At 72.0% G+C, this 21,755-nt stretch carries 19 protein-coding genes; 11 read left to right on the top strand and 8 right to left on the bottom strand.

The window, feature by feature from the left end:
* Position 1: 1 nt before the first annotated feature.
* Positions 2-1,765, bottom strand: coding sequence for a M4 family metallopeptidase (locus CRP49_RS32525; protein WP_257033561.1), 1,764 nt, complete (start codon positions 1,763-1,765; stop codon positions 2-4).
* Between the two features lie 334 nt (positions 1,766-2,099).
* Between CRP49_RS32525 and CRP49_RS32520 the strand changes: the two genes are divergently transcribed.
* The 8 genes from CRP49_RS32520 to CRP49_RS32485 all read left to right on the top strand — a co-directional run bounded on the left by CRP49_RS32520 (position 2,100) and on the right by CRP49_RS32485 (position 11,360).
* Entirely contained in the window at positions 2,100-3,278 is a 1,179-nt protein-coding gene (locus tag CRP49_RS32520) for a serine hydrolase (protein WP_097256558.1), read from the top strand.
* 131 nt (positions 3,279-3,409) lie between these two features.
* Complete coding sequence (locus CRP49_RS32515) at positions 3,410-4,681, top strand: CAP domain-containing protein (RefSeq protein WP_097257659.1); 1,272 nt, start codon at positions 3,410-3,412, stop codon at positions 4,679-4,681.
* A gap of 56 nt (positions 4,682-4,737) precedes the next feature.
* The gene (locus CRP49_RS32510; protein WP_097256557.1) at positions 4,738-5,415 is read left to right on the top strand and encodes an AIM24 family protein; all 678 of its coding nucleotides are present in this window, start codon (positions 4,738-4,740) and stop codon (positions 5,413-5,415) included.
* A gap of 153 nt (positions 5,416-5,568) precedes the next feature.
* Entirely contained in the window at positions 5,569-6,609 is a 1,041-nt protein-coding gene (locus CRP49_RS32505) for a tetratricopeptide repeat protein (RefSeq protein WP_097256556.1), read from the top strand.
* On the top strand, positions 6,606-7,622 hold the full coding sequence (locus CRP49_RS32500) for a polyprenyl synthetase family protein (RefSeq protein ID WP_257033560.1): 1,017 nt from the start codon (positions 6,606-6,608) through the stop codon (positions 7,620-7,622). Before CRP49_RS32505 ends, CRP49_RS32500 begins: the two co-directional genes overlap by 4 nt.
* 218 nt (positions 7,623-7,840) lie before the next feature.
* Positions 7,841-9,451: a serine/threonine-protein kinase gene (locus tag CRP49_RS32495; protein ID WP_097256555.1), complete on the top strand. Its 1,611-nt coding sequence runs from the start codon at positions 7,841-7,843 to the stop codon at positions 9,449-9,451.
* A 123-nt stretch (positions 9,452-9,574) separates the two neighbouring features.
* Positions 9,575-10,633 carry a hypothetical protein gene (locus tag CRP49_RS32490; RefSeq protein WP_097256554.1) on the top strand — a complete coding sequence of 353 codons (1,059 nt, stop codon included), beginning with the start codon at positions 9,575-9,577 and terminating at the stop codon, positions 10,631-10,633.
* Positions 10,634-10,706: 73 nt separating this feature from the next.
* The gene (locus CRP49_RS32485) at positions 10,707-11,360 is read left to right on the top strand and encodes a DUF2238 domain-containing protein (protein WP_179851821.1); all 654 of its coding nucleotides are present in this window, start codon (positions 10,707-10,709) and stop codon (positions 11,358-11,360) included.
* Here CRP49_RS32485 and CRP49_RS32480 read toward each other — a convergent pair.
* Positions 11,357-11,848, bottom strand: a complete 492-nt coding sequence (locus CRP49_RS32480) for a DUF6328 family protein (protein ID WP_097256553.1) — start codon at positions 11,846-11,848, stop codon at positions 11,357-11,359. The genes CRP49_RS32485 and CRP49_RS32480 overlap by 4 nt on opposite strands.
* Positions 11,849-11,901: 53 nt before the next feature.
* Positions 11,902-12,885: an aldo/keto reductase gene (locus tag CRP49_RS32475; RefSeq protein ID WP_097256552.1), complete on the bottom strand. Its 984-nt coding sequence runs from the start codon at positions 12,883-12,885 to the stop codon at positions 11,902-11,904.
* 136 nt (positions 12,886-13,021) lie between these two features.
* Here CRP49_RS32475 and CRP49_RS32470 point away from each other — a divergent pair, with 136 nt between their 5' ends.
* Positions 13,022-14,755, top strand: a complete 1,734-nt coding sequence (locus tag CRP49_RS32470; protein ID WP_097257656.1) for a cholesterol oxidase substrate-binding domain-containing protein — start codon at positions 13,022-13,024, stop codon at positions 14,753-14,755.
* On the opposite strand, the gene CRP49_RS32465 is transcribed toward CRP49_RS32470, so the two are convergent.
* The gene (locus CRP49_RS32465) at positions 14,756-15,643 is read right to left on the bottom strand and encodes an SDR family oxidoreductase (RefSeq protein ID WP_097256551.1); all 888 of its coding nucleotides are present in this window, start codon (positions 15,641-15,643) and stop codon (positions 14,756-14,758) included. It abuts the gene before it with no gap.
* Positions 15,644-15,811: 168 nt separating this feature from the next.
* On the opposite strand from CRP49_RS32465, the gene CRP49_RS32460 reads away from it, so the two are divergent.
* A complete protein-coding gene (locus CRP49_RS32460; RefSeq protein ID WP_097256550.1) occupies positions 15,812-16,711 on the top strand; it encodes a LysR family transcriptional regulator in 900 nt (299 codons plus the stop codon).
* Between the two features lies 1 nt (position 16,712).
* Here CRP49_RS32460 and CRP49_RS32455 read toward each other — a convergent pair whose 3' ends face one another.
* From CRP49_RS32455 to CRP49_RS32440, 4 genes are all read right to left on the bottom strand, one after another.
* The gene (locus tag CRP49_RS32455; RefSeq protein WP_097256549.1) at positions 16,713-17,318 is read right to left on the bottom strand and encodes a TetR family transcriptional regulator; all 606 of its coding nucleotides are present in this window, start codon (positions 17,316-17,318) and stop codon (positions 16,713-16,715) included.
* The gene (locus tag CRP49_RS32450; RefSeq protein ID WP_097256548.1) at positions 17,315-18,796 is read right to left on the bottom strand and encodes an MFS transporter; all 1,482 of its coding nucleotides are present in this window, start codon (positions 18,794-18,796) and stop codon (positions 17,315-17,317) included. The genes CRP49_RS32455 and CRP49_RS32450 overlap by 4 nt, the downstream gene beginning before the upstream one ends.
* A gap of 103 nt (positions 18,797-18,899) precedes the next feature.
* Complete coding sequence (locus tag CRP49_RS32445) at positions 18,900-19,721, bottom strand: lipase family protein (RefSeq protein ID WP_097256547.1); 822 nt, start codon at positions 19,719-19,721, stop codon at positions 18,900-18,902.
* Positions 19,722-19,825: 104 nt separating this feature from the next.
* Entirely contained in the window at positions 19,826-21,031 is a 1,206-nt protein-coding gene (locus tag CRP49_RS32440; protein ID WP_097256546.1) for an FAD-dependent monooxygenase, read from the bottom strand.
* A 345-nt stretch (positions 21,032-21,376) separates the two neighbouring features.
* Here CRP49_RS32440 and CRP49_RS32435 point away from each other — a divergent pair, with 345 nt between their 5' ends.
* Positions 21,377-21,751: a tyrosinase cofactor gene (locus CRP49_RS32435; RefSeq protein ID WP_097256545.1), complete on the top strand. Its 375-nt coding sequence runs from the start codon at positions 21,377-21,379 to the stop codon at positions 21,749-21,751.
* The last annotated feature ends 4 nt before the right edge of the window (positions 21,752-21,755 follow it).

The following is a 21,755-nucleotide window of genomic DNA, read 5'->3' as shown; positions in this document are numbered from 1 at the left end:
GTCAGTGACGGACGCCCGACGGCGTGTTGGCGGCGGTGACGTTGACCGCGGCCCACGCCTTGTCCACCGTCTTGTACTCGGTGCTGGTCGCGCCGTACAGGTCCTTGGCCGCCTTCAGCGTCGCGACGCGCGCGTCGTGGAAGTCGGTGGTGGAGACCATGTAGCGGGTCAGCGCACGGTAGAAGATGGCGGTGGCCTTGGTGCGGCCGATGCCCTTCACCGTGGAGCCGTCGTAGGTCGGCGAGTTGTAGTTCACGCCGTTGATCGTCTTCTTGCCGCTGCCCTCCGCGAGGAGGTAGTAGGCGTGCGAGGAGACACCGGAACCGGCGTGCACCTCGGTGTAGTACGTGTCCGGCGACCAGTAGTCGATCGTGCCCTCGAGCTTGTCGAGCGACGGGTGGTCGAGGCGGCGCAGGAACTTCTGGTCCAGGCCCAGCTTCTCGCCGACCAGGTAGTCCGGCGTGTCCTTCGCGTTGTTCGCGTAGAACTCCACGTTGGAGCCGAAGATGTCCGCGAGCGACTCGTTCAGCGAGCCGGGCTCACCGTACTGGTTGCCGTCGGAGTCGACGTAGGTCGGCTCCAGCTTGGCGGTGGCCTCGACCACGCCGTGGGTCAGCTCGTGACCGGTGACGTCGAGGACGACGAGCGGCTTCTTGAACATGGTGCCGTCGCCGTCGCCGTACAGCATGCAGTTGCAGGTCGGGTCCCAGAAGGCGTTGGCGACCTTGTTGCCCCAGTGGACCATCGCGCGGGCGGCCTTGCTGTTGTTGGCGATGCCCTTGCGGTTGAAGGTCTTCTTGTAGAAGTCCAGGGTCTTGGTCACGCCGTACTGGGCGTCGGCGGCCGCGCTGGCACGGCTGGTGGTCTTGTTGTTGCCCCACACGTTGGTGGTGTTGGTGAACTTCGTGCCCGCGCCGAAGCTCTCCGTGTACTTGCCCTTGGCGTCCCGGGTCTCGGTGCCGTACCGGGTCGGGTCCTTGAGCTGGTAGTGGCCGCGCGAGGTCGCCGTGGTGGTCAGACCGACGTTGCCCACGAAGAGGGTCTTGCCGGTGCCGTGCGCGGTCGAGGGGTAGCTCGTCGCGCCGGAGGCGCTCGAGCCGAGCAGACCGGCGGAGGCGTCGGAACCGATGCCGGTGGCCGGGTCGATGGTCTCGCCGCGCTTGCGCAGCGTGTCGACCAGCTTCGGCGACAGGAACTGGTCCGCGTCGGGCGTGTTGCTGCGCACCTTGCCGGTGACGGCGTCGATGACGACCGTGCTGGAGGTGCCCTTGTCGGTGACCGTCACCTGGTAGGCGAGGGCGGAGGAGCCGTCTCGGGCGTCCACCACCAGCTCGGCCTCGCCCGCGTCGCCCTTGGCGACCCGGGCGGCCTTGGCCGCGGCCTGACCCGCGGTCAGCTTCGCCTCAGCGGCGGAGGTCTTGACGGCGTGGCCGGCCGCACGGGTGACGCCCGTGTAGGCCAGCTGCCGGTTCAGGTGGACGACGAGGTCGCCGCCGAGCACCGGCAGTCCGTTGTGGGTGCGGACGAAGCGGACGTGGCGCGCCCCCTCGGGGTCGATCATCACGTCCTGGGCCTGGAGTTCGTCGCCCTGCGAGACACCCGTCGCCGCGGTGTGGGCGAAGGCCGCGGTGCGCGCCGCCTCCACCACCACCGTGGACGTCGAGGCGGCGGACGCGGAGGTCCGCTCCACCCCCGTGGAGGGACCCGCGAAAGCCGTACCGGCCAGGCCCGTGGCAGCCGTCGTCACCGCGACGGCGACCGCCACAGTGCGTATGTGCGGTCTACGCAATCTGATCAAGGTTCCTTCGTTCGAAGTCGGCCGGGATCACCAACCGCCTTGAGACATGGCGCTGTTGGGCGCCACGGAGGCTGGTCGGGCCCCGGGGAGAACCCTTACGTATCGGTCATGCGCACGTAAAGCCGGAATGATCCATTTCGCGGATTTCTATGACAATTCTTTACGAATGCCTTCCGCAGAGTGATCACGATAGGACCAACTGTGTGTCGGCTGTGGAGACGTTGCCCTGATCCCCTAGGTTCCCAGGCCGGAATGTGACCGATGTCGCATCAGAAACCGCATGGATGGGAGTGAGAGCCGGATGGTCTCAGCAAGGGTGGGCAGGGGTGCGGTACTCGGAGCGGTCGCGCTGTCGCTGCTCGCGGTCCCGGCGCGGGCCGCGACCGCGGAGCCGCACGCACCCACGCCGGCGGCGCTCCCGGCGCCCGACACCACCGGCCTCGACGCGGTGCTGCGCTCGGCGGTGGCGCAGGGCGCTCCCGGTGCGCTGGCCCGGATCGACGACGACGGCAGCACGTACCGAGTGAGCCGGGGCGTCGCCGACCGCGGCACGGGGCAGGGCATCAGCACCGACGACCGCTTCCGCATCGGCAGCGTCACCAAGTCCTTCTCGGCCGTGGTCCTGCTGCAGCTGGCCGACGAGCACAAACTGGACCTGGACGCCCCGGTCAACCGCTACCTGCCCAAGCTGCTGCCGGACGACCGCATCACGGTCCGGCACATCCTGAGCCACCGCAGCGGCCTGTACGACTACACCGACGACATGTTCGCCAAGAGCGTGTCCGGCTTCGAGGCGGTACGGAACAAGGTCTACACGTACCAGCAACTGGTCACACTCTCCCTGAAGAAGCCCCGCACCAACGCGCCCGGCGCCGCGTATTCCTACTCCAACACGAACTTCGTCGTCGCGGGCATGCTCATCGAGAAGCTCACCGGTCACTCCGTGAAGACCGAGTACGAGAACCGTATCGTCAACCCGCTGCAGCTGACCGACACTTTCTACGTCCACCCCGACACCAGGATCCCGGGCCGGTACGCGCGCGGGTACCTCACCCCGGACACGGCCGGCGCCCAGCTGGTCGACGCGACCGCGCAGACGGTGTCGTGGGCGCAGAGCGCCGGCGCGATCATCTCCAGCGCGCGGGATCTGAACGTCTTCTACTCGGCGCTGCTGCGGGGGAAGCTGCTGTCCGCTGCGCGGCTCGGGGAGATGGAGCGGTTCAGTCGGGTCAACAGCACGACGTGGTACGGGCTGGGGCTGCGGCGGCGGGATCTGTCGTGCGGGGTGTCTGTTTACGGGCACACGGGGGCGGTGCAGGGGTATTACACGTATGCGTTCGCGTCCAAGGACGGGAAGCGGAGTCTTACGGCTGTGGCCAACACGTCCAACAACGCGAAGGTGCTCAGCGCTCTGGCGGGGGCGTTGGAGTCGGCGTTCTGTGGGAAGCAGGCGAAGTCGGATGTGAAGGACAAGGAGTAGGGGCTTCGTCGTCGGTGCGGGTCGTGGGGGCTGGTCGCGCAGTTCCCCGCGCCCCTTAGGTCGGACATGTGGACGTTCGCTCATGAGTTGCTGGAACTCGGCCGGGCCTGTCTTGCGTTCCTTCTGTTGTGATGAGCGAGCTGGTTCCCGGGGGGAATCTGCCCCTGCCGGATGGTGTATTGCGGCTGCGGGTCGCCGGGCCCTTCGATGTGTCCGCTCTTGTCACGGACCGGGGCGGGAAGGTCGGTGGGGACGGGGACTTCGTGTTCTACAACCAGCCGGACGCGCCCGGTGTGCGGCTGAGCGGGGACAGTCTCGCCGTCGATCCGGTGCGGCTGCGGCCCGGGGCCACCCGGGTCACGGTGGTGGTCAGCGCGGCCGAGCCGGGTACGCCCCTCGGCCGGCTGCCCGCGCCCCGGCTGGACGTCTGCGATGTCTCCGGCCGCGCGGTGGCCCGGTTCACCCCTCCGCGCCCGGGGCCGGAGACCGTCCTGCTGCTCGCCGAGCTGTATCAGCGGGGTGCTGGATGGAAGCTGCGGGCGATCGGGCAAGGGTATGCCGACGGGCTGGCGGGGCTGGCTCGGGACTTCGGGGTGGACGTCGTGGACGACGGGCCGCAGGCGGCGCCCGGTCCGGATTCCGACGGCTTTCTCGGGCTGGTCAACTCCGCCCGGGCGCAGGCCGGTGTGTCTCCCGTGTCGTCCGACGCTCGGCTCGCCTCCGCCGCGCGGGCGCACGCCTCGGCGATGGCGGCCATGGGGCGGCTCTCGGCGGAGGGGCGGGACGGCGTGTCGGTGCACCAGCGGATCACCGCCGCCGGGTACGCGTACGTCACCGTCGGCGAGCATCTCGTGTCCGGGCCGCGTACCCCGGCCGAGTTCGTCGCCTACTGCCTGGAGGCCGGTCAGGCCCGCCGCACCCTGCTCGACCCGGGCTTCGCCCACCTCGGCCTGGCGCACGTCGACGCGGGTGACCGGTACTGGACCGCGCTGTGGGCCAGGCCCCTGACGCCGGGCGAGTTGTCGCGGACGGTCGACGAGGTCGTCGCGCTCACCAACGGCGAGCGGGCGCGGGCCGGGCTGGCTCCCCTGGCGGGGGATCCGCCGCTCGCGCGGGCCGCTCAGGCGCACTGTGCGGACATGGTGGCCCGCGACTTCTACGATCACACCTCCCCCGGCGGTGCCCAGCCCTGGGACCGGGCCGCCGCCGCGGGCTCCCGTCGGCGCACCATCGGCGAGAACATCGCCTGCGGACAGCGCTCCCCGGCCGAGGTGGTGGACGGCTGGATGAACAGTCCGGGTCACCGCGCCAACATCCTCAAGCCGGAGTTCACGCACATCGGGGTCGGCTTCACCGGCGGCGGCCGGGCGGGCACCTACTGGGCCCAGGTGTTCGGTGGCTGACCGGGTACGTTCCGTGATCTTGGCGGAACGGGACCTTCCGGGACACCATGCCCCGCATGAAGGGTGACCTCTTTTCCAGTCAGCACATGGTGCAGCCGGCCGTCGAGCCGGGCATGACCGTCGAGAACGCCAAGTGCATCAAGTACACGGTGAACGGCGAGATGTACGCCCGCCAGGGCGCGATGATCGCCTACCGCGGCGGCCTCCAGTTCGAGCGCAAGGGCCAGGGCGTGGGCGGCATGCTCAAGCGTGCCGTCACGGGTGAGGGCCTGCCCCTGATGGCGGTGCGCGGGCAGGGCGAGGTCTGGTTCGCGCACGAGGCGCAGAACTGTTTCATCGTCGACGTGGAGCCGGGCGACCAGTTCACCGTCAACGGCCGCAACGTCCTGTGTTTCGACGCCTCGTTGTCGTACGAGATCAAGACCGTGAAGGGCTCGGGCATCGCCGGCGGCGGCCTGTTCAACAGCGTGTTCACCGGACAGGGCCGGCTCGGCCTGGTCTGTGAGGGCAATCCGCTGGTCATACCGGTCTCGGCCCAGTACCCGGTGTACGTCGACACGGACGCGGTGGTCGGCTGGACCGCGCATCTGCAGACCTCCCTGCACCGCTCCCAGTCGATCGGCTCGATGCTGCGCGGCGGCTCCGGGGAGGCCGTCCAGCTGATGCTTCAGGGCGAGGGTTTCGTCGTGGTGCGGCCGAGCGAGGCGACCCCGCAGAAGGCGCAGCAGCACTGACGCCTCGTGAAGTGATCTACGCCTCACAGGCAACCCCCTTGGCCGTACCGGCGTCTTGACCGACAACAGACCAAGCCCTGACCCCCGGGGTCAGGGCATCTTTTCGGCGCACTATACACACCATGTATACACATCGTGTATAGAGAGGCAGGCATGTACGGCAAGGCTTTCGCCCCGGAGTACCAGGGCGCCCTCACCACCCTGTCCGTGAACTCTTCGCTGGTCGACGTGTTGAGCGAGGGCACCGAGCGGCTGCGCGAGGCCGAGCGGTCGGGCCGCCCCGACGAGGCGGCCCGCTGCGGGCTCGCCGTCGCCGAGGCGCACCGGCGGCTCGGCCAGGTGCGGGACGCCGACCGGGCTTGGAAGGCGAGTTACCGGTCTGCCCGTGTGGCCGGGGACACGGCCGCGATGGCGTGGGCGCTGTGGAGCGGCGGCACCCTCGCCCGGCAGCGCGGCGCGTTCCCGCTGGCCCGGCGGCTGCTCGGGCTCGCGGCCGAACTCGGCGAGCAGGGCGGCGACATCGTTGTCCGCGGCTACTCGCTGGCGGGCCTCGCGGAGACCGGCCGCATCCAGGGCGACTACGAGGCGGTCGGCCGGCTGCACGAGCAGCTGCTGGCCGAGGCCCGCAGGCGCGGGGAGGCCCGGCACACGGTGTGGGCCCTGGAGGGCATCGCGCAGATGCACCGCAACACCGGGGAGTACGACCAGGCGTACGCGCTCTTCGAGGAGGCGGCGGAGATAGCCGAGCGGGCCGAGGACCGGCGCGGCCACGCCTGGGCGCTGCGCGGGCTCGCCGACATCCTCTCGGTCCGCGACCAGGACACCGAACGGGCGCTGGAGCTGCTGTCGCGGGCGGAGGTCAGCTGCCGGGCGATGAACCTGTCCAGCGCGCTCGCCTACAACCACAAGATGCGCGGCAACGTCTTCTATCGCGCGGGACGGTACGGCGAAGCCCGGGACCTGTACGAGCTGGCCCTGGAGGAGTTCCGGGCGATGAGCGAGCCGCGCGGCGAGGCGCTGGCCCGGCTGGGCCTGGCCAAGTCGCTGGCCCACCTGGGCCACGACCGCGCCGAGACGGCGGCCGAACTCGCGGATCTGGCCCGGGTGCTGGAGCGCAGCGGACTCAGGCACGCACGGGACATGGTGGCCCGGGCGCAGGCGGAGTTCGGCCTGGACGCGGAGGTCGTACGGTGACCCTGTTCCCCTCGGCGGCGCAGGCGCCGCCCTCGGCTCCCGAGATCCTCGACCGCTGCCGGGAGCTGGTGCGCCCCGCGCTGACGGAGGCGGTGGGGCGGCTGCATCCGTGGGTGGCCGAGATGGCCGCGTACTCCTTCGGCTGGTGCGAGGTCGGCGGCGCTCCCGCCGCCGCGCCGGGCGGCAAGGGCGTACGGCAGGCGCTGGCGGTGCTCGGCGCCCGGGCGGCCGGCGCCGACGAGCGGGCCGGGGTGCCGGCGGCGGTCGCGGTGGAGCTGGTGCACGCCTTCTCGCTGCTCCACGACGACATCATGGACGGCGACACCACCCGGCGCCGCCGCCCCGCCGTGTGGAAGGCGTACGGCACAGGTCCCGCGGTCCTCGCCGGGGACGCCCTGTTCGCGCTGGCCGTGGAGACCCTGGCCGCCGCGCCGGGCGGTCCCGCTGCGGTACGCCTGCTCTGCACGGCCCTGGCCGATCTGGTGCGTGGGCAGGCCGACGACCTGCTCTTCGCGGCGCGGCCCTTCGGCGGGCCGGAGCGGGTCACGCCCGAGGAGTACCGGGCGATGGCGGAGCACAAGACGGGCGCGCTGCTGGGCTGCGCCGCGGCGCTCGGGGCCACGCTCGGCGGGGCGCCCGAGCCGGTCGTCGCCGCGCTGGACCGCGCCGGGCGGCATCTGGGCGTCGCCTTCCAGCTGGTGGACGACGTGCTGGGCATCTGGGGCGACCCGGCCGTCACTGGCAAGCCGGTCGGCGGAGATCTGCGCGAGCGCAAGAAGACCTTCCCGGTCCTGGCCGCGCTCGGCTCCCCCGCCGCCCGCCACCTCCCCTCACTGCTGGACCGCCCCGAGGAGGCGGCCACGCTGATCGAGGAGGCGGGTGGCCGTACGGCGGCGCTGACCGAGGCCCGCGCCCACACCGCCGCCGCCCACTCCCTGCTCACCGAAGTCCCACCGGCCACCGCCGACGAACTGCTCCGGCTGCTGGACTTCCTGATGGCCCGCGACCTCTGAAACCGGCACAGCGACGCGGCGCAGCGGCGCACCTGGGCATTTACCGTCGGTTACCCGCAGGTCAATGCCCCGTTGTGCGCCGTTTTCCCAAACTCGCAAGCGCTTTCGAAGAGTTGAATAAAAGGCAGGAACGGGGCCGGAGTTTCGGATTCTTTGAACACACCCCCGCGCACCCCGCGTACCTGTGAGCAAGGACGGGACAGGGGTATCAGCGAGGGATGACCATGACCAAGGCGCAAGTCTCCGCACACGAGTTGGTCGCCGGCCGGTACCGGCTCCTCGAGGTCTTCGCCCGCGAGACGAACCGGCTGTGGTGGTACGCGGAGGACGTGACGGCGAACCAGCCCCGCCTGGTGGCACAGATCGGCCTCCCGGAGACCTGCGACGCGGACACCCTGCGCCGCGCCACGGCCCGGGTCGTCAGGACCTCCGAGATCATGCGGCTCCTGCGCCCCGGCCAGGTCGCCACCGTCGTCGACGCCGTGGTGGAGGCAGGCACCCTGTGGACGGTCACGGAGTGGATCGACGGCACCCCCCTCAGCGAACTCCTCGACCGCGAAGGCCCGTACAACCCCGTGCGCGCGGCGCGGATCGGCCTCGAACTCCTCGACGTGCTCCAGGCCGCGCACGACGAGGGCATCACCCACGGCGAGCTGAGCCCCGGCCAGGTCTTCGTCCGGGACGGGGGCCCGGTCGTGGTCGCCGGGTTCGGGCTGGCGGGCACGACGCTGGCGCCGAGGCTCACGGCACCGTCGTACGCCTCGCCGGAACAGGCCCGCGACGAGCGCATCGGACCGGCGGCCGACCTGTGGGCGCTGGGCGCGATCCTCTACACGACGGTCGAGGGACGGCCGCCGTTCCGCGACCGGGGCCGCCCCGACGCCACCCTGAAGGCCGTGGACCGGCTGCCCCTGCGCACCCCGCTGCGCACCGGCCCGCTCACCCAGGCCGTCCAGGGGCTGCTGCGCAAGAACTCCCGGGAGCGGCTGATCCGGCCGGTGGTCCGCGAGGCGCTGACCCGGGCCCTCGACGAGGACGCCGACGCGGACCGCGACCCCGCGCCCGTGCCCCGGCTGCGCAGCGCCTACGCGGCCGTACGGAACGTGGGCCCGGAACGCGGCAGACGGATGATGGTGGCCGGGACCGCGCTGGCCGTCGTCACGATCGCGGCCGCCGTCCTGGCCGCGACCCACCAGCTGCCCGGCACCTCCACCGCCGCCGAGCCGCCACAGCCCACCGCCACGGCCGCCGCCCCACCGGCCAACCGCCCCGAGAACAACACCCCCAGCCCGAGTGCCACCCCCAGCACCAGCGCCGGCGCCGGCACCAGCCCAAGGCCCAGCAGCTCCCCGTCCCCTTCCCTGCCTGCCGGTTTCCACCGCTACACCGCTGCGGAGGGCTTCTCCGTGGCCCTGCCGGACGGCTGGAAGCGGCTGTCCACCGATCGCGGGGCCGACCACGCCTACCGCATCATCTTCGGCACGGACGCCGACTCCCCGACCCTCGCCGTCACTTACAGCGAGCAGGCCGGCCCGGACCCGGTCGCCGTATGGCGGGACGATGTCGAACCGGTTCTGGAGCGGCTCCCCGGCTACCACCGGGTCGGCACCATCCGGGCCACCACCTACCAGGGACACAGGGCGGCCGACCTGGAGTGGCTGTCCGGGTCCGGCACCGCGCGGGTGCACACCTTCGGTCGCGGCTTCCTGCTCGGCGGCGGACGCAGCTTCTCCCTGCGTTTCACCACACCGGCCGACTCCTGGGACGATGCCACCAGCCGACTCGCGCTCAAGACCTTCCTGCAGACCTTCCGCGAGACCAAGGGCTGACCGGTGCCCCGTGCCGGACAGGCAGGGTCGTCAAAGCATCGCCAATGGGTGGATATAGGCTGTCCAGTCGCACTCGCGCACCGAGTGCGGCCCCGTTGAGTCATGCCTCCAGGAGAGTCATCCGTGACCCTTGCGATCGACCCGTCCGAGACGTCCGCGCCGGCCGCGGTGCCCCTGTCCGACCTCGTGGCGCGGGACGCGCGCGAGTTCGGCGTCTACGCGCGCACCGGCGGCTGGGCGTTCGCGCTGATGGTGGCGCGCAGCGTGCGGCCGGGCGGGCAGGCCGCCGGTGAGACGCCGAAGGTGTCGGCGAAGGAGTTCGCGGAGCTGGCCGGCTGCTCGCCCGAGCGGGTCATGCGCTACTACAAGGCCTGGGACCGCGCGGCCGACGACGGGCTCGTCCCGCACTTCGAGGCGCTCCAGCCGGGCCAGGACGTCGAGCTGCCGGACTCCGACGTGTGGCTGAGCTACTACGTCTCCCGCAACAGCGCCACCTCCGAGCGTGGCACCGCCATCGCCCAGGCGGCCGAGGCCGAGGGCATCCGCCCCACCAAGGCCCTTGAGGTCGCCGAGAACCCCACCGCGCTGCGCGCCGCCATCCTCGCCGACCCCTCCACCGCGCGGGCCGCCCGCTCCGCCCTGCTGGACCGGCTCAAGGAGGACCCGGACCTGCAGGCCGAGCTGGCCCGGGACGTCGTACGCACCGACGACCTGAAGAAGGCCGTCGCCACCGAGAGCCGGGCGGCCGACCGGATCGGCTACGTGCGGCAGATCGCCGAGTCCGGGCAGATCAGGACCCCGGCCGGGCAGACCGTGGACGCGCCCGCCGTCCTGCGCGAAGAGGCCGAGCGGCATCTGTCGCTGATCGACGAGCTGGAGGACGGCGAGGACACCGGCGAGTGGGCCACCGAGGCCTACGACACCATGAGGTCCCTCGTCGCCGAGACGGTCGAGGCCGACCCCGAGCTGCGCGTCCAGGAGCAGCGGACGAAGTTCTACAGCAGTCTGCAGAAGGCGACCCGGGCGTTCGAGGAGCTGACCTTCGACGACGCCCAGGACTTCTACCAGGACGACATGGTCCAGCGCCTGGAGGAACTCCAGCAGGCCATCGGCACCTGTCTGTCCGCGCTGCGCGGAGCCCGCGGGAGCCGGCCCCAGGGGTCCTCAGCCCGGGCTGAGTAGCGGTACTCATGCCCGGCCCCGGCGGCCGCCGCCACGATGGGCTCCTTCCTCTCCTACGGCAAGGAGCCCCGCCATGACCGCAGTGCACCCCGCCCCGCGTACCGTGCCGCGCCGCGTGCCGCCCGCCCTGTTCGCGGGTGTGGTGGCCGTGGGCCTCGCCGTGTCGGCGTGGGACGTGCACGACCGCACGACCTGGTTCCTGGAGACGGTCTGGGCGCTGGTCGGGCTGCCCCTGGTGGTGCTGGTCTGGCGGCGCTTCCCGCTGACCGGGCTGCTGTGCGGGCTGCTGACCGTGCACGCGCTGGTCCTCGCGGTCGGCGGCCACTACACGTACGCGCAGGTGCCGGCGGGCGACTGGGTGCGGGACACCTTCGGCCTGTCCCGCAACCCGTACGACCGGCTCGGGCACCTGATGCAGGGCTTCGTCCCGGCCGTCCTGGTACGCGAGCTGCTCAGCCGTACCTCGCCGCTGCGCGGCAGCCGCTGGCTCGCCCCGCTCACCGTGTGCGCCTGCCTCGCCTTCAGCGCCTGCTTCGAACTGCTGGAGTGGGCGGCCGCCGAGATCGGCGGGCACGGCGCGGACGCCTTCCTCGCCACCCAGGGCGATGTGTGGGACACGCAGTGGGACATGTTCTGCGCCCTGATCGGCGCCGTGCTCTCGCTGCTGCTGCTCAGCAGGGTGCACGACCGTCAGCTGGCCGCCCTGGAGGCCCGTACGGCCGGCTAGTCGTCAGAGCCGGTGTGCCGGTGGCGCGCCCACAGCGGCAGCGCGTACCAGCACACCAGGTACCAGGCGACGACAGCCGCGACCAGCCAGGGCACATAGGCGTCGTGTGTGGCCACCCGGAGGATCAGCAGCAGGGACGAGGTCATGGTGGCGAGCAGCAGGACCAGACCGACGAACGTCATCCGGGCGGCCAGCCGCACCGCCTGCGGCTTGACCCGGCGGCCGGCGACCAGGCGGTGCAGGGAGACCGGCCCGATGAGGGCTCCGGTCGCGCAGGCACCCAGGACGACGGTGACGATGTAGATGACCTGGTCGGCGTCGGGCAGACGGGCGTACTTCGGCTGGAAGACGACGGTCAGCAGGAAGCCGAAGAGGATCTGCACGCCCGTCTGGGCCACCCGGACCTCCTGGATCAGCTCGCCCCACATCCGGTCGGCCCGCTCCTCCTCGCTCTCGTCACGCCCCGTGTGCGGTGGCTCCTGCCTCATGCCGTGCGGGTAACCGTCCGGACGTCAGTGCAAACGGCCGGGCCCGCCCGGTACTACCAGCGCTGCTCCACCTGGTCCTTGATCCGGCGCTCGTACAGGTCGCGGATCGCGGTGAACGTCTCCGCGGGCAGCGGCGGCAGCTTGGCGGCGGCCGCGTTGGCCCGGGCCTGCCCGGGGTTGCGGGCGCCGGGGATGACCGTGGTCACGCCGGGCTGCTCGGCGATCCAGCGCAGGGCCAGCTGGGCCGGGGTGTACCCCTCGGGGGCGAGCGCGGCGAACTCGGCGGCGGCCTCGACGCCGGTCGCGTAGTCGACGCCGGAGAAGGTCTCGCCCTGGTCGAAGGCCTCGCCGTGCCGGTTGTAGGTGCGGTGGTCGTTGGCCGCGAAGACCGTGTCCTTGGTGTACTTGCCGGACAGCAGGCCGGAGGCGAGCGGCACGCGCGCGATGATGCCGACGCCCGCCTCCCGTGCCGCCGGGAGCACCTCGTGCAGGGGCTTCATGCGGAACGGGTTGAGGATGATCTGCACGCTCGCCACGTTCGGCCGGGCGATCGCGGTCAGCGCCTCGGCGCAGGTCTCCACGCTCACCCCGTACGCGGCGATCCGCTCCTCGTCCACCAGGGTGTCGAGGGCGTCGAACACCTCGTCCGAGGAGTAGACGGGGGTGGGCGGGCAGTGCAGCTGCACCAGGTCGAGGCGGTCGACGCCGAGGTTGCGGCGGGACCGGTCGTTCCAGGCGCGGAAGTTGTCCAGGACGTAGTTCTCGGGGATCTGCTCGACCCGGCGGCCCATCTTGGTGGCCACCAGCACGTGCAGATCGGGCCGGCCGCCCAGGAAGGCGGCGATGGTCGACTCGCTGCGTCCGTCGCCGTACACGTCGGCCGTGTCGAAGAAGGTGACCCCCGCCTCGGCCGCCGCCTCCAGGACGGACCGGGCCTCCTTGTCGTCCACGTCGCCCCAGTCGGCGCCCAGCTGCCATGTGCCGAGTCCGACGACGGATGCCCGCTGCCCCGACCTGCCGATTACGCGTTCGTCCATGGCGTCAGTCTGTCATCCGGTCGCGCCTCCTGCGGAACAGCTCGCTCCGGCGGGAACCTGTGGAAGTTTCACCCACATGGGTGATGGGGACTCGACAGAAAGCCGGTTGCTGTAAAGCGGCGCTTAGCGTGTGTCCGTGATCGATCGTTCAGTGAGCAACTTTCCCTCCGAGAGCGGTGGTTCGGCGCCCGTCAGCCGCCGCGGCTTCCTGCGCACCGCCGCCGCGCTGGCCGCCGTACCCGTGCTGGTGGCGGCCGATCCGGCCCGCGCCGCAGCCGAACTCCCGGGGTTTCCGGCCGAGGTGGCGCTCTACCACTCGGCGTACCGCAACTGGGTGGGTGAGATCACCGCGGACGGGCTGTGGGCCTGCGCGCCGACCGGCCCGGAGCAGGTGCTCGCCGTCGTCAACTGGGCCTGGCGCAGCGGATGGCGGGTGCGGGCGCGGGGCTGCTCGCACGGCTGGTCACCGCTGACGATCACCGAGGGCACGACCGCGGACACCCCCGTCCTGCTGGTCGACACGGCGTCTCATCTGACCGGTCTGGCGCTGGAGTCCGGGTCGGCGGTGCGCGCCGGCGCGGGTGTGCCCCTCGAAGCCCTGCTCACCTTCCTGGAGGAGCACGGGCTCGGCCTCACCGCCACGCCCGCACCCGGCGATCTGACGCTCGGCGGCGCCCTGGCGATCGACGCGCACGGCACGGCCGCGCCGGCCGAGGGCGAACGCCCGCCGGCCGGCACGACGTACGGCTCGCTGAGCAACAGGGTGCTGGAGCTGACCGCGGTGGTGTGGGACGAGGGCGCGGGGGCCTATGTGCTGCGGACGTTCCACCGGGCGGAGGCGGACTGTGCCGCCCTGTTGACCCATCTCGGCCGGTCCTTCGTCACGGAGGTGGTGCTGCGGGTCGGCCCGAACAGCGACCTGCGCTGTGTCAGCCGTACCGACATCCCGGCCTCCGAACTGTTCGCGGCCCCCGGCTCCCGCGGGCGCACCCTGGAGACCTTCCTGCGGCGCTCGGGCCGGGTGGAGACGATCTGGTTCGCCTTCACCGAGTTCCCGTGGCTGAAGGAGTGGAGCGTCACGCCGGTCAAGCCGCTCACCTCACGGCACGTCACCTCGCCGTACAACTACCCGTTCTCCGACAGCGCGCCGACCCTCGTGGCCGACCTGGTGGGGCGGATCTTCGCGGAAGCGGCCTGGTATCTGGCGCCGGTGCTCGGCAACGCACAGCTCGACGTGGCCAACCTGGGGCTGGCGGCCACGCTGTCCGCCGATCTGTGGGGGCCGTCGAAGAACACCCTGCTGTACCTCCGGCCCACCACACTGCGGGTGACCGCGAACGGGTACGCGGTCCTCACCACGCGGGCCGGGGTGCAGCGGGTGGTGCACGAGTTCACCAGCCGCTACCGGGAACGGCTCGAGGCGTACGCGGCGCTGGGCCGCTTCCCGGTGAACGGCTCGGTGGAGATCCGGGTGACCGGTCTGGACGACCCCGCCGACACCGGCGTCGCGGGCGCCCGGGCCCCGCTGCTGTCCGCGCTGCGGCCGAGCGCGGCCCGCCCCGAGTGGGACACCGCGGTGTGGCTGGACGTGCTGACCCTGCCGGGGACGCCGTACGCGGAGGCGTTTCTGCGCGAGCTGGAGCGGTTCCTGCTGGACACCTTCGACGGCGGGTACGCCCGCGCGCGCGTGGAGTGGTCCAAGGGCTGGGCCTACACCGAGGACGCCGTCTGGAGCGACGCGGAGGTGCTGGGCACGGCCGTGCCCGGTTCGTTCGACGCGGGGGTGTGGGAGCAGGCGGTCGGGATCCTCGACCGACTGGACCCGCACCGGGTGTTCTCGAACGGCTTCCTCGACCGTCTCCTGCGCTGACTACGCCTGGAAGTAGTGGCCCTCGTCGAGGTCGGCGAGGAGGCCGGGCCCCTGCGGCTCCCAGCCGAGGAGCCTGCGGGTCAGCGCGCTCGACGACGGACAGTCGACGGCGGCGAACCGGCCGAGCCAGCCGAAGTGGTCCTCGGCCTGTTCGGCGGGCACGCCGACGACGGGCACGTCCAGATGCCGGCCGATGACCGCGGCGATGTCCCGGAAGGGCACCCCTTCCTCGTCGGTCGCGTGCAGCCGGGTGCCGGCCGGCGCGGACTCCAGGGCCAGCCGGTACAGGCGGGCCGCGTCCGAACGGTGCACGCCCGTCCAGCGGTTGGCGCCATCGCCGACATAGGCCGACACACCCTTCGCCCGGGCGAACTCGATCAGGCGCGGCACGAAGGCGTGGTCGCCCCGGCCGTGCACGGAGGGGGCGAGCCGGACCAGGCAGGCCCGCACCCTGTACTCGGCCAGCGCGAGCGTGGCCTCCTCGGACGCGGCCCGGTGGCTGCCCGGGGCGGGCCCGTCCTCCTCGGTGACCACACCGTCCGCCCGGGCGATCCCGGTGCCGGAGGTGACCAGGAAGGGCTTGCCGGAGCCGGCCAGGGCGGCGCCGATCGCCTCGATGGCGCGCAGGTCGGTGGCGCCTGCGGCGTAGATGTCGGTGAAGTCGTGGATGAAGGCCAGGTGGATCACGCCGTCGGCCGCGGCCGCGGCGCGGGCCAGGCCCTCGGGGTCGTCCAGACTGCCGCGGTACGCCTCGGCCCCGGCCGACTTCAGCGAGGCCTCCGCCTCGTCCGAGCGGGCGAGGCCGACGACCTCGTGTCCGGCGGCGGCGAGTTCGGGAACGACGGCGGATCCGACGAACCCCGTGGCACCGGTGACGAAAACACGCATGGTTGATCTAGCTCCTCGGATGCTGGGCGGGAATGACTTCATCGTTGGTCCGGGGCCGGGTCCAGGTCCAAAGCCTGTTTCGCATGACGCAATGCAGATCAGGCATCACCACAGCTCAGCACGGCTACGAGCGTCCAGCCGGCGCTCATACGGCAGTACGCTTGAGGCATGACCGACTCGGCCGCCCCCGTGGACCTCGACCTTCGGCTGGTGCGGTACTTCACGGTCGTGGCCGAGCACCGGCACTTCGGCCGCGCCGCGACCGCCCTGCACATCGCCCAGCCGTCCCTGAGCCGTCAAGTCCGGCGTCTGGAGCAGCAGTTGGGTGCCCGGCTGTTCGACCGCACCCCGCGGGGCACCCGGCTCACCGAGGCCGGAGAGGCCTTCCTCCCGCGCGCCAAGGCGCTGTTGCGCGCCGCGGCCCAGGCCGCCGCCGTCGCCCGGGCCGCCGCCGAGCCCAGCCGGATCACCGTCGGCTACACCACCGGCGTCTTCGTCACCCCGGCCGTGCGCGAGCTGCGGCGCGGGTTCCCGGACGCCGACGTGCGGACCGCGCATCTGCGCTGGAACGAGGCGCGGGACGCGCTGCTCGACCACCGCGTGGACGCGCTCGTGGCCCGGCTGCCGTTCGTCACCGAGGGCCTGCGGGTGACGGTCCTCTACGACGAACCACGCGTCCTGGTCGTCCCGCTCGACCACCGGCTGGCGGGCAAGGAGTCGGTCACCGTGGACGACATCGCCGACGAGCCGCTCCCCCGGGTCCCGGACCGGCTCTGGGACGCGTTCTGGCGCATCGACCCCCGGCCCGACGGCAGCCCGGCGCCCGACGGCCCGTACATCGACGACATCGAGGACAAGTTCGAACTCGTCGCCTCCGGGCAGGCGGTGGCGATCGCTGCGGGCGTCCCCGGCATCCACATCCGCCCCGGCCTCGCCTCGATCCCGCTGCACGGCGTCGAACCGAGCCATGTCGCGCTGGCGACCCGCGCGGGCGACAACGGCCGCCTGCTCGCGGCGTTCCGCAGGTGCGCGGAGGCGCTGCTGAACGGCCCCCAGGCGGTCGAGTGACTCAGGTGCCGGGTGTCAGCTGTTCCTGTACGAGGGTCCCGTAGCGGTCGGCGATGGCGTCGAGGTCGGTCTCGCGCAGGTGCGGGCCGCGCGCGATGCCGTACATCACGCCGAGCCCGAGGAGGCCGGCGACGGCGAGTTCGGCGCGCAGGCCGGCGTCGGGGCCGGTGAGCCGGGCGGCGAGGCGTTCGGTCACCTGGGCGCGGAAGTTGGCGCGCAGGATCTCGCCGTGGTCGCCGTGCAGGGGCGCGAAGGCGATGCGCAGCAGCGGGTCGGTGCCGCGCTCGCGCTGGCTCGCCAGCACATGGCGGACCATGTGCCGGCCCAGGTCCGCCAGCGGCGCGTCGAGCAGGTCGTCCGCGTCGGTGTCGAACGACATCACCCGGGCGAAGAGCGCGTCCTTGTTCCCGAAGTACTTCAGGATCAACGGCGCGCTGACACCGGCCCGTTCGGCGACGGCCTTCAACGTGATGTCGGCGTGCGCGTGCCGTGCCAGCAGATAGCGGGCGGCCTTGAGAATGACCGCCTTGGTGGCCTCGGCGTCGCGCCGCGCGGGGCCTTCGGGGGCGGCCGCCCGGGGACCGGATGGAGTGCTCACGCCACTCATGCTCCCTCCAACGCCTCATCGCGAGCGCCCCGGGTGGCAGCTTCGGCGCGCCGGGTGTCGTCGGCCGGGATGGAGAGGGCCGCGGCGCAGGCGGCCAGGGCGATGGTGCCGGCCATGGTGAACGCCAGCAGGTAGCCGTGCAGGGTGGGCAGGGGGACGCCGGCGACGGGGCTGGTGTGGTGGACGAGGACTGCGGTGACGGCGGCGCTGGAGGTGGCCTGGCCGATCGTGCGCATGAGGACGTTGACGCCGTTGGCGGAGGCGGTCTGGGCGGCGGGGACGGCTCGCAGGATGAGGGTCGGGAGTGCGGAGTAGGCGAGGGTGGTGCCGGTGGCCACGACCGTCGCGCCCAGGATGATCATCCACAGGTCGCGGCTGTCGGCGATGCGGACCGCGTAGCCGCACGCGATGACGGCGGCGCCGAGGGCGAGGGTGACGCGCGGGCCGCGCGCGGCGGAGATGCGGGCGGAGAGCGGCGAGAAGAGCAGCATGGTGACGCCGCCGGGGAGCAGGCACAGGCCGGTGGCGACGATCGAGAGGCCGAGGCCGTAACCGGTGGCCTTCGGCGCCTGCACCAGCTGAGCGGTCACGAGCGAGTTGGCGTAGAAGGCGAACCCGGTGAGCAGGGCCGCCACATGGGACAGGCCGACCCGGGGCCGGGTGACCAGGCGCAGGTCGACCAGCGGGCGCTCGGCGCGCAGTTGCTGCCACCACCACAGGGCGAGGACGGCCGCGGCCGCGAGGAACAGTCCGAGGACCCGGGGGCTGCCCCAGCCCCACTGGCCGCCCTGGGAGACGCCCAGCAGGAGGCACACCAGGCCAGCGGCCAGGCCCAGCGCGCCGAGGACGTCGAAGCGGCCGGGCTCACGTACCGGCGACTCCCTGACCGCCCACCAGGTGGCCGCCACACCGAGCGCGCCCAGTGCGCTAGTCAGCCAGAACATGGTGTGCCAGTCGGCGTACTGGACGACCAGCGCGGCGAGCGGCAGGCCGAGGGCGGCCCCGATGCCGACCGTGGAACTCATCAGCGCCACCGCCGAGCCCCTGCGCTCCGGCGGGAGTTCGTCGCGCAGGATGCTGATCGACAGCGGGACGACGGAGGCGGCGGCGCCCTGGAGCGCGCGGGCCGCGATGAGGACGCCGATGTCGGAGGACAGGGCGCACATCACCGAGCCGACGGTCATCAGGGCGAGCGCGCCGGTGAGCACCCGGCGCTTGCCGTACATGTCGCCGGCCCGGCCGAGCACGGGGGTGAGGACCGCCCCGGACAGCAGGGTCGCGGTGACCATCCAGGAGACGGTGGCCGCCGAGGCATGGGTCAGCCGTGGCAGGTCGGGCAGGAGCGGTACGACCACGGTCTGCATGACGGCCATGAGGATGCCGCCCGACGCGAGCACCGGGATGGTGAGGCGGTCCCGCAACCGGGGCGCCGCGGTGGATGTGCCGGGCGGCTGGGGTATCGGGGCGGGGTGGTCCATGGGCGCTCCTGTGAACGTCTCGGACTGATCGGTGAATAAGAATTCACCTTATCGAGTGAATGGCCATTCACCAAAGAATTTCACCCCGCACTCCGTCCGCCCGTCAGGCGAGGTTCTTCTCCAGGGCGCCCAGGTAGTTGCGCATGAAGTGGTCGCGGACACCGTCGGAGGCGGGCGCGAAGGGGTCGCCGGTCAGCCCCTTGACCCGGTCGCCGAAGGCGGACAGCGTCGGCATCGCCTCGTGCACCTTGCCGTGCGAGTCGATGTAGCGCAGCGCCCTGACGTGGGCGAAGGCGGGCTCCGGCGGGAGCTGGGGCACGACGTCGTTGTTGTTGACGAACCGGTACATGCGACCGCCGAAGCCCTTGTTGAACGCCTCGGCCAGCAGCCGGTCGCAGGTGCGGGGCTGGCCGTAGGTGTAGACGCCGTCCGCGGCGAGGTGGGGCTCCTCCAGAAAGAGGCGCGCGCCGGCCAGCATGGCGAGCGCGCCGCCCAGGCTGTGCCCGGTGAAGTAGACGGTCTGGCCGTCGGTGCGCAGCTCCGTGAGGGCGTGGTGGACGTCCGGGTAGACCGACGCCAGGGCCTCGGCGAACCCGTAGTGGACGAAGCCGTTGCCGCCGGGTCCGGGGCACGGCGGGGTGGTGGCGTCGGAGAGCCAGTCCTTGATCTGGGCGGGCTCCGTGCCGCGGAACGCCGTGACGATCATCCGGTCGCCGGCCATCGTGTACGCCTGGGTGTCCTGCAGCGGGAAGGGCGGGGTGAACCGTGTGTGGTGATGCCTGACCTGGCCGAAGCCCCACTGGGCGGCCTGGCGCTCGACGGCGGACTCGTCCTTGTAGGCGAGATCGGCCGCGCGCGCCAGCCAGTACGCGCGCTCGAGGCTGTAGCCGGTCGAGGCATGGTCGAACGAGACGGGTACGGCCATGACGAAGACTCCTTCGGTGGGGGGAAAGCCGCGGTGAAAGATGGGGGAAAGCCGCGGTGGAAGGTGGGGGAAGCCGCGGTGGAGGGTGGAGAGAGCGGAGCGCGCTAGCTCCGGTGCGCCGTCGACCGGGCGTGCAGGGCGCGGGCCGCCCTGGGCCCGAGCCAGCGCTTGAGCCTGCGCAGCACCTCCAGTTGGCCTGCCGCCCTGTCGATGCCGTAGTAGAGCTGCGGCGGCACGTACGGCAGCAGCGGCGAGTGGCGCTGGCCGAGCAGGGCGAACATGCGGTGCGGGGGCAGGTGGATGTAGCGGGGCAGGTTCTCGTACCACTGGGCGCTGTAGCGGGCGGCGCTCTGCGCGGAGAGCAGTTCGGAGCTGCGCTGCCGTTCGTAGGCGGCGAGTGCCGCGGGCAGGGTGGCGTGCTCGCGGAGGGCGGTGGCGAGGCACATGGCGTCCTCGAGGGCGAGGGTGGTGCCGGCGCCGATGGAGTAGTGGGTGGTGTGGGCGGCGTCGCCGAGCAGGACGAGGTTGTCGCGGTGCCAGGTGCGGTTGGTGAGGGTGCGGAAGGCCGGCCAGGGAGCACCGCGGCCGCCGATGAGCGGGTGGCCGTCGAGGATCGAGGCGAAGAGCTTCTCCAGCAGCGCGAGCCCCTCGCCCTCGTCCACCCGGTCCAGGCCGAGGCCGGTGAGGGTCTCCGGGGAGCACTCCATGACGCAGGTGCTGCCCTCGCCGCTGTAGGCGTAGCCGTAGCACCAGATCCAGCCGTGCTCGGTCTCCACGAAGGCGAAGGTGAAGGCGTCGAAGACCTTGGTGGTGCCGAGCCAGAGGTAATGGTTGCGGCCCTCTTCGAGCTGCGTGCCGAAGTGGCCGGCGTGGTGGGTGCGCAGGGCGCTGTGGACGCCGTCGGCCGCCACGACCAGGTCGGCCCCGGGCAGGTCGGCGGCCGTGACCTCGCTCTCGAACTCCAGCCGTACGCCGAGGGAGCGGGCCCGCTCGGCGAGGATCTCCAGGAGGCGGTGGCGCCCGATGCCGTGTCCCTCGTCGCCGGGCTGCCGGGTCACCTGGTCGCGGACGTGGGCCACGCCCTGGTTCCAGCGGACCGAACTCTCCTCGATCGCGCGCGCGGACTCGGGGTCGTGGGTGTGGAGCCGGTCGAGCAGTCCACGCCAGTACGTCACGCCCCAGCCGTAGGTCGAGCCCTCGGGGTCGCGTTCGTGGACGGTGATGTCATGGGCGGGGTTCTGCCGCTTGAGCAGGATGGCGAGGTACAGGCCCGCGGGCCCGCCTCCGACACAGACGACCTTCACGCACACGCCCCTGACGACTACCCATCGTGTTCGAATGGAACCGCAGGGTAGCAGGGCCGCAGGGGTGCGGCCGGACTTCCGAATCGCGTCAGTCTGGCGCGGTGACCCGCGCCACTCGGGCGGGCCGCGGACGAGAAAGATCACCGGAATCCCGGACGTCCCGGCAAGGAATTCCCCGTTCCGCAGCAGAGGGACCCCTCACCACAGCAAGATCATCTTGCTTCAACCTTCTACGACATGTGGCTAATTGTCCGGATCACAGCCAACCGGTTCCGGGCGATTTCTTCCCCTCCGGGACGGCCCGGTAGGCATGCGGAGTCACCACTCGAACTCCCCCACAGGAGGACACGCATGCCCGAAATAACCCGGCGCCGCGCGCTCACCGCAGCGGCCGCGCTGGCCGCCACGGCCTCGGCCGCCACGCTCGTCGCACCCGGCGCCTCGGCCGCCGATCACCAGCACGGCGCACCGGCATCCTTCGACGAGGTCTACAAGGGCCGCCGGATACAGGGCCGTCCGTCGAGCATGGGCGGTCACCACCACGAACACGGCGGCGGCTACTCGGCATTCGTCGACGGGGTGGAGCTGCACGTGATGCGGAACGCCGACGGCAGCTGGATCAGCGTCGTCAGCCACTACGACCCGGTGCCCACGCCGCGCGCCGCCGCCCGTGCCGCGGTGGACGAGCTGCAGGGCGCCCCGCTGCTGCCGTTCCCCGCCAACTGACCGC

The organism is Streptomyces sp. Ag109_G2-15, assembly GCF_900215565.1.
Classification (GTDB): domain Bacteria; phylum Actinomycetota; class Actinomycetes; order Streptomycetales; family Streptomycetaceae; genus Streptomyces; species Streptomyces diastatochromogenes.
Note: the sequence above shows the minus strand (reverse complement) of the source record. Positions and strands in the feature narration are given on the sequence as shown.

What these genes read in the sequence shown, in the direction of transcription:
- CRP49_RS32445 (WP_097256547.1), bottom strand. Translation starts at nt 19,721, where the DNA reads ATGGCCGTACCCGTCTCGTTCGACCATGCCTCGACCGGCTACAGCCTC.
- CRP49_RS32435 (WP_097256545.1), top strand. Translation starts at nt 21,377, where the DNA reads ATGCCCGAAATAACCCGGCGCCGCGCGCTCACCGCAGCGGCCGCGCTG.
- CRP49_RS32520 (WP_097256558.1), top strand. Translation starts at nt 2,100, where the DNA reads ATGGTCTCAGCAAGGGTGGGCAGGGGTGCGGTACTCGGAGCGGTCGCG.
- CRP49_RS32450 (WP_097256548.1), bottom strand. Translation starts at nt 18,796, where the DNA reads ATGGACCACCCCGCCCCGATACCCCAGCCGCCCGGCACATCCACCGCG.
- CRP49_RS32515 (WP_097257659.1), top strand. Translation starts at nt 3,410, where the DNA reads ATGAGCGAGCTGGTTCCCGGGGGGAATCTGCCCCTGCCGGATGGTGTA.
- CRP49_RS32465 (WP_097256551.1), bottom strand. Translation starts at nt 15,643, where the DNA reads ATGCGTGTTTTCGTCACCGGTGCCACGGGGTTCGTCGGATCCGCCGTC.
- CRP49_RS32475 (WP_097256552.1), bottom strand. Translation starts at nt 12,885, where the DNA reads ATGGACGAACGCGTAATCGGCAGGTCGGGGCAGCGGGCATCCGTCGTC.
- CRP49_RS32455 (WP_097256549.1), bottom strand. Translation starts at nt 17,318, where the DNA reads ATGAGTGGCGTGAGCACTCCATCCGGTCCCCGGGCGGCCGCCCCCGAA.
- CRP49_RS32495 (WP_097256555.1), top strand. Translation starts at nt 7,841, where the DNA reads ATGACCATGACCAAGGCGCAAGTCTCCGCACACGAGTTGGTCGCCGGC.
- CRP49_RS32485 (WP_179851821.1), top strand. Translation starts at nt 10,707, where the DNA reads ATGACCGCAGTGCACCCCGCCCCGCGTACCGTGCCGCGCCGCGTGCCG.
- CRP49_RS32480 (WP_097256553.1), bottom strand. Translation starts at nt 11,848, where the DNA reads ATGAGGCAGGAGCCACCGCACACGGGGCGTGACGAGAGCGAGGAGGAG.
- CRP49_RS32510 (WP_097256557.1), top strand. Translation starts at nt 4,738, where the DNA reads ATGAAGGGTGACCTCTTTTCCAGTCAGCACATGGTGCAGCCGGCCGTC.
- CRP49_RS32460 (WP_097256550.1), top strand. Translation starts at nt 15,812, where the DNA reads ATGACCGACTCGGCCGCCCCCGTGGACCTCGACCTTCGGCTGGTGCGG.
- CRP49_RS32505 (WP_097256556.1), top strand. Translation starts at nt 5,569, where the DNA reads ATGTACGGCAAGGCTTTCGCCCCGGAGTACCAGGGCGCCCTCACCACC.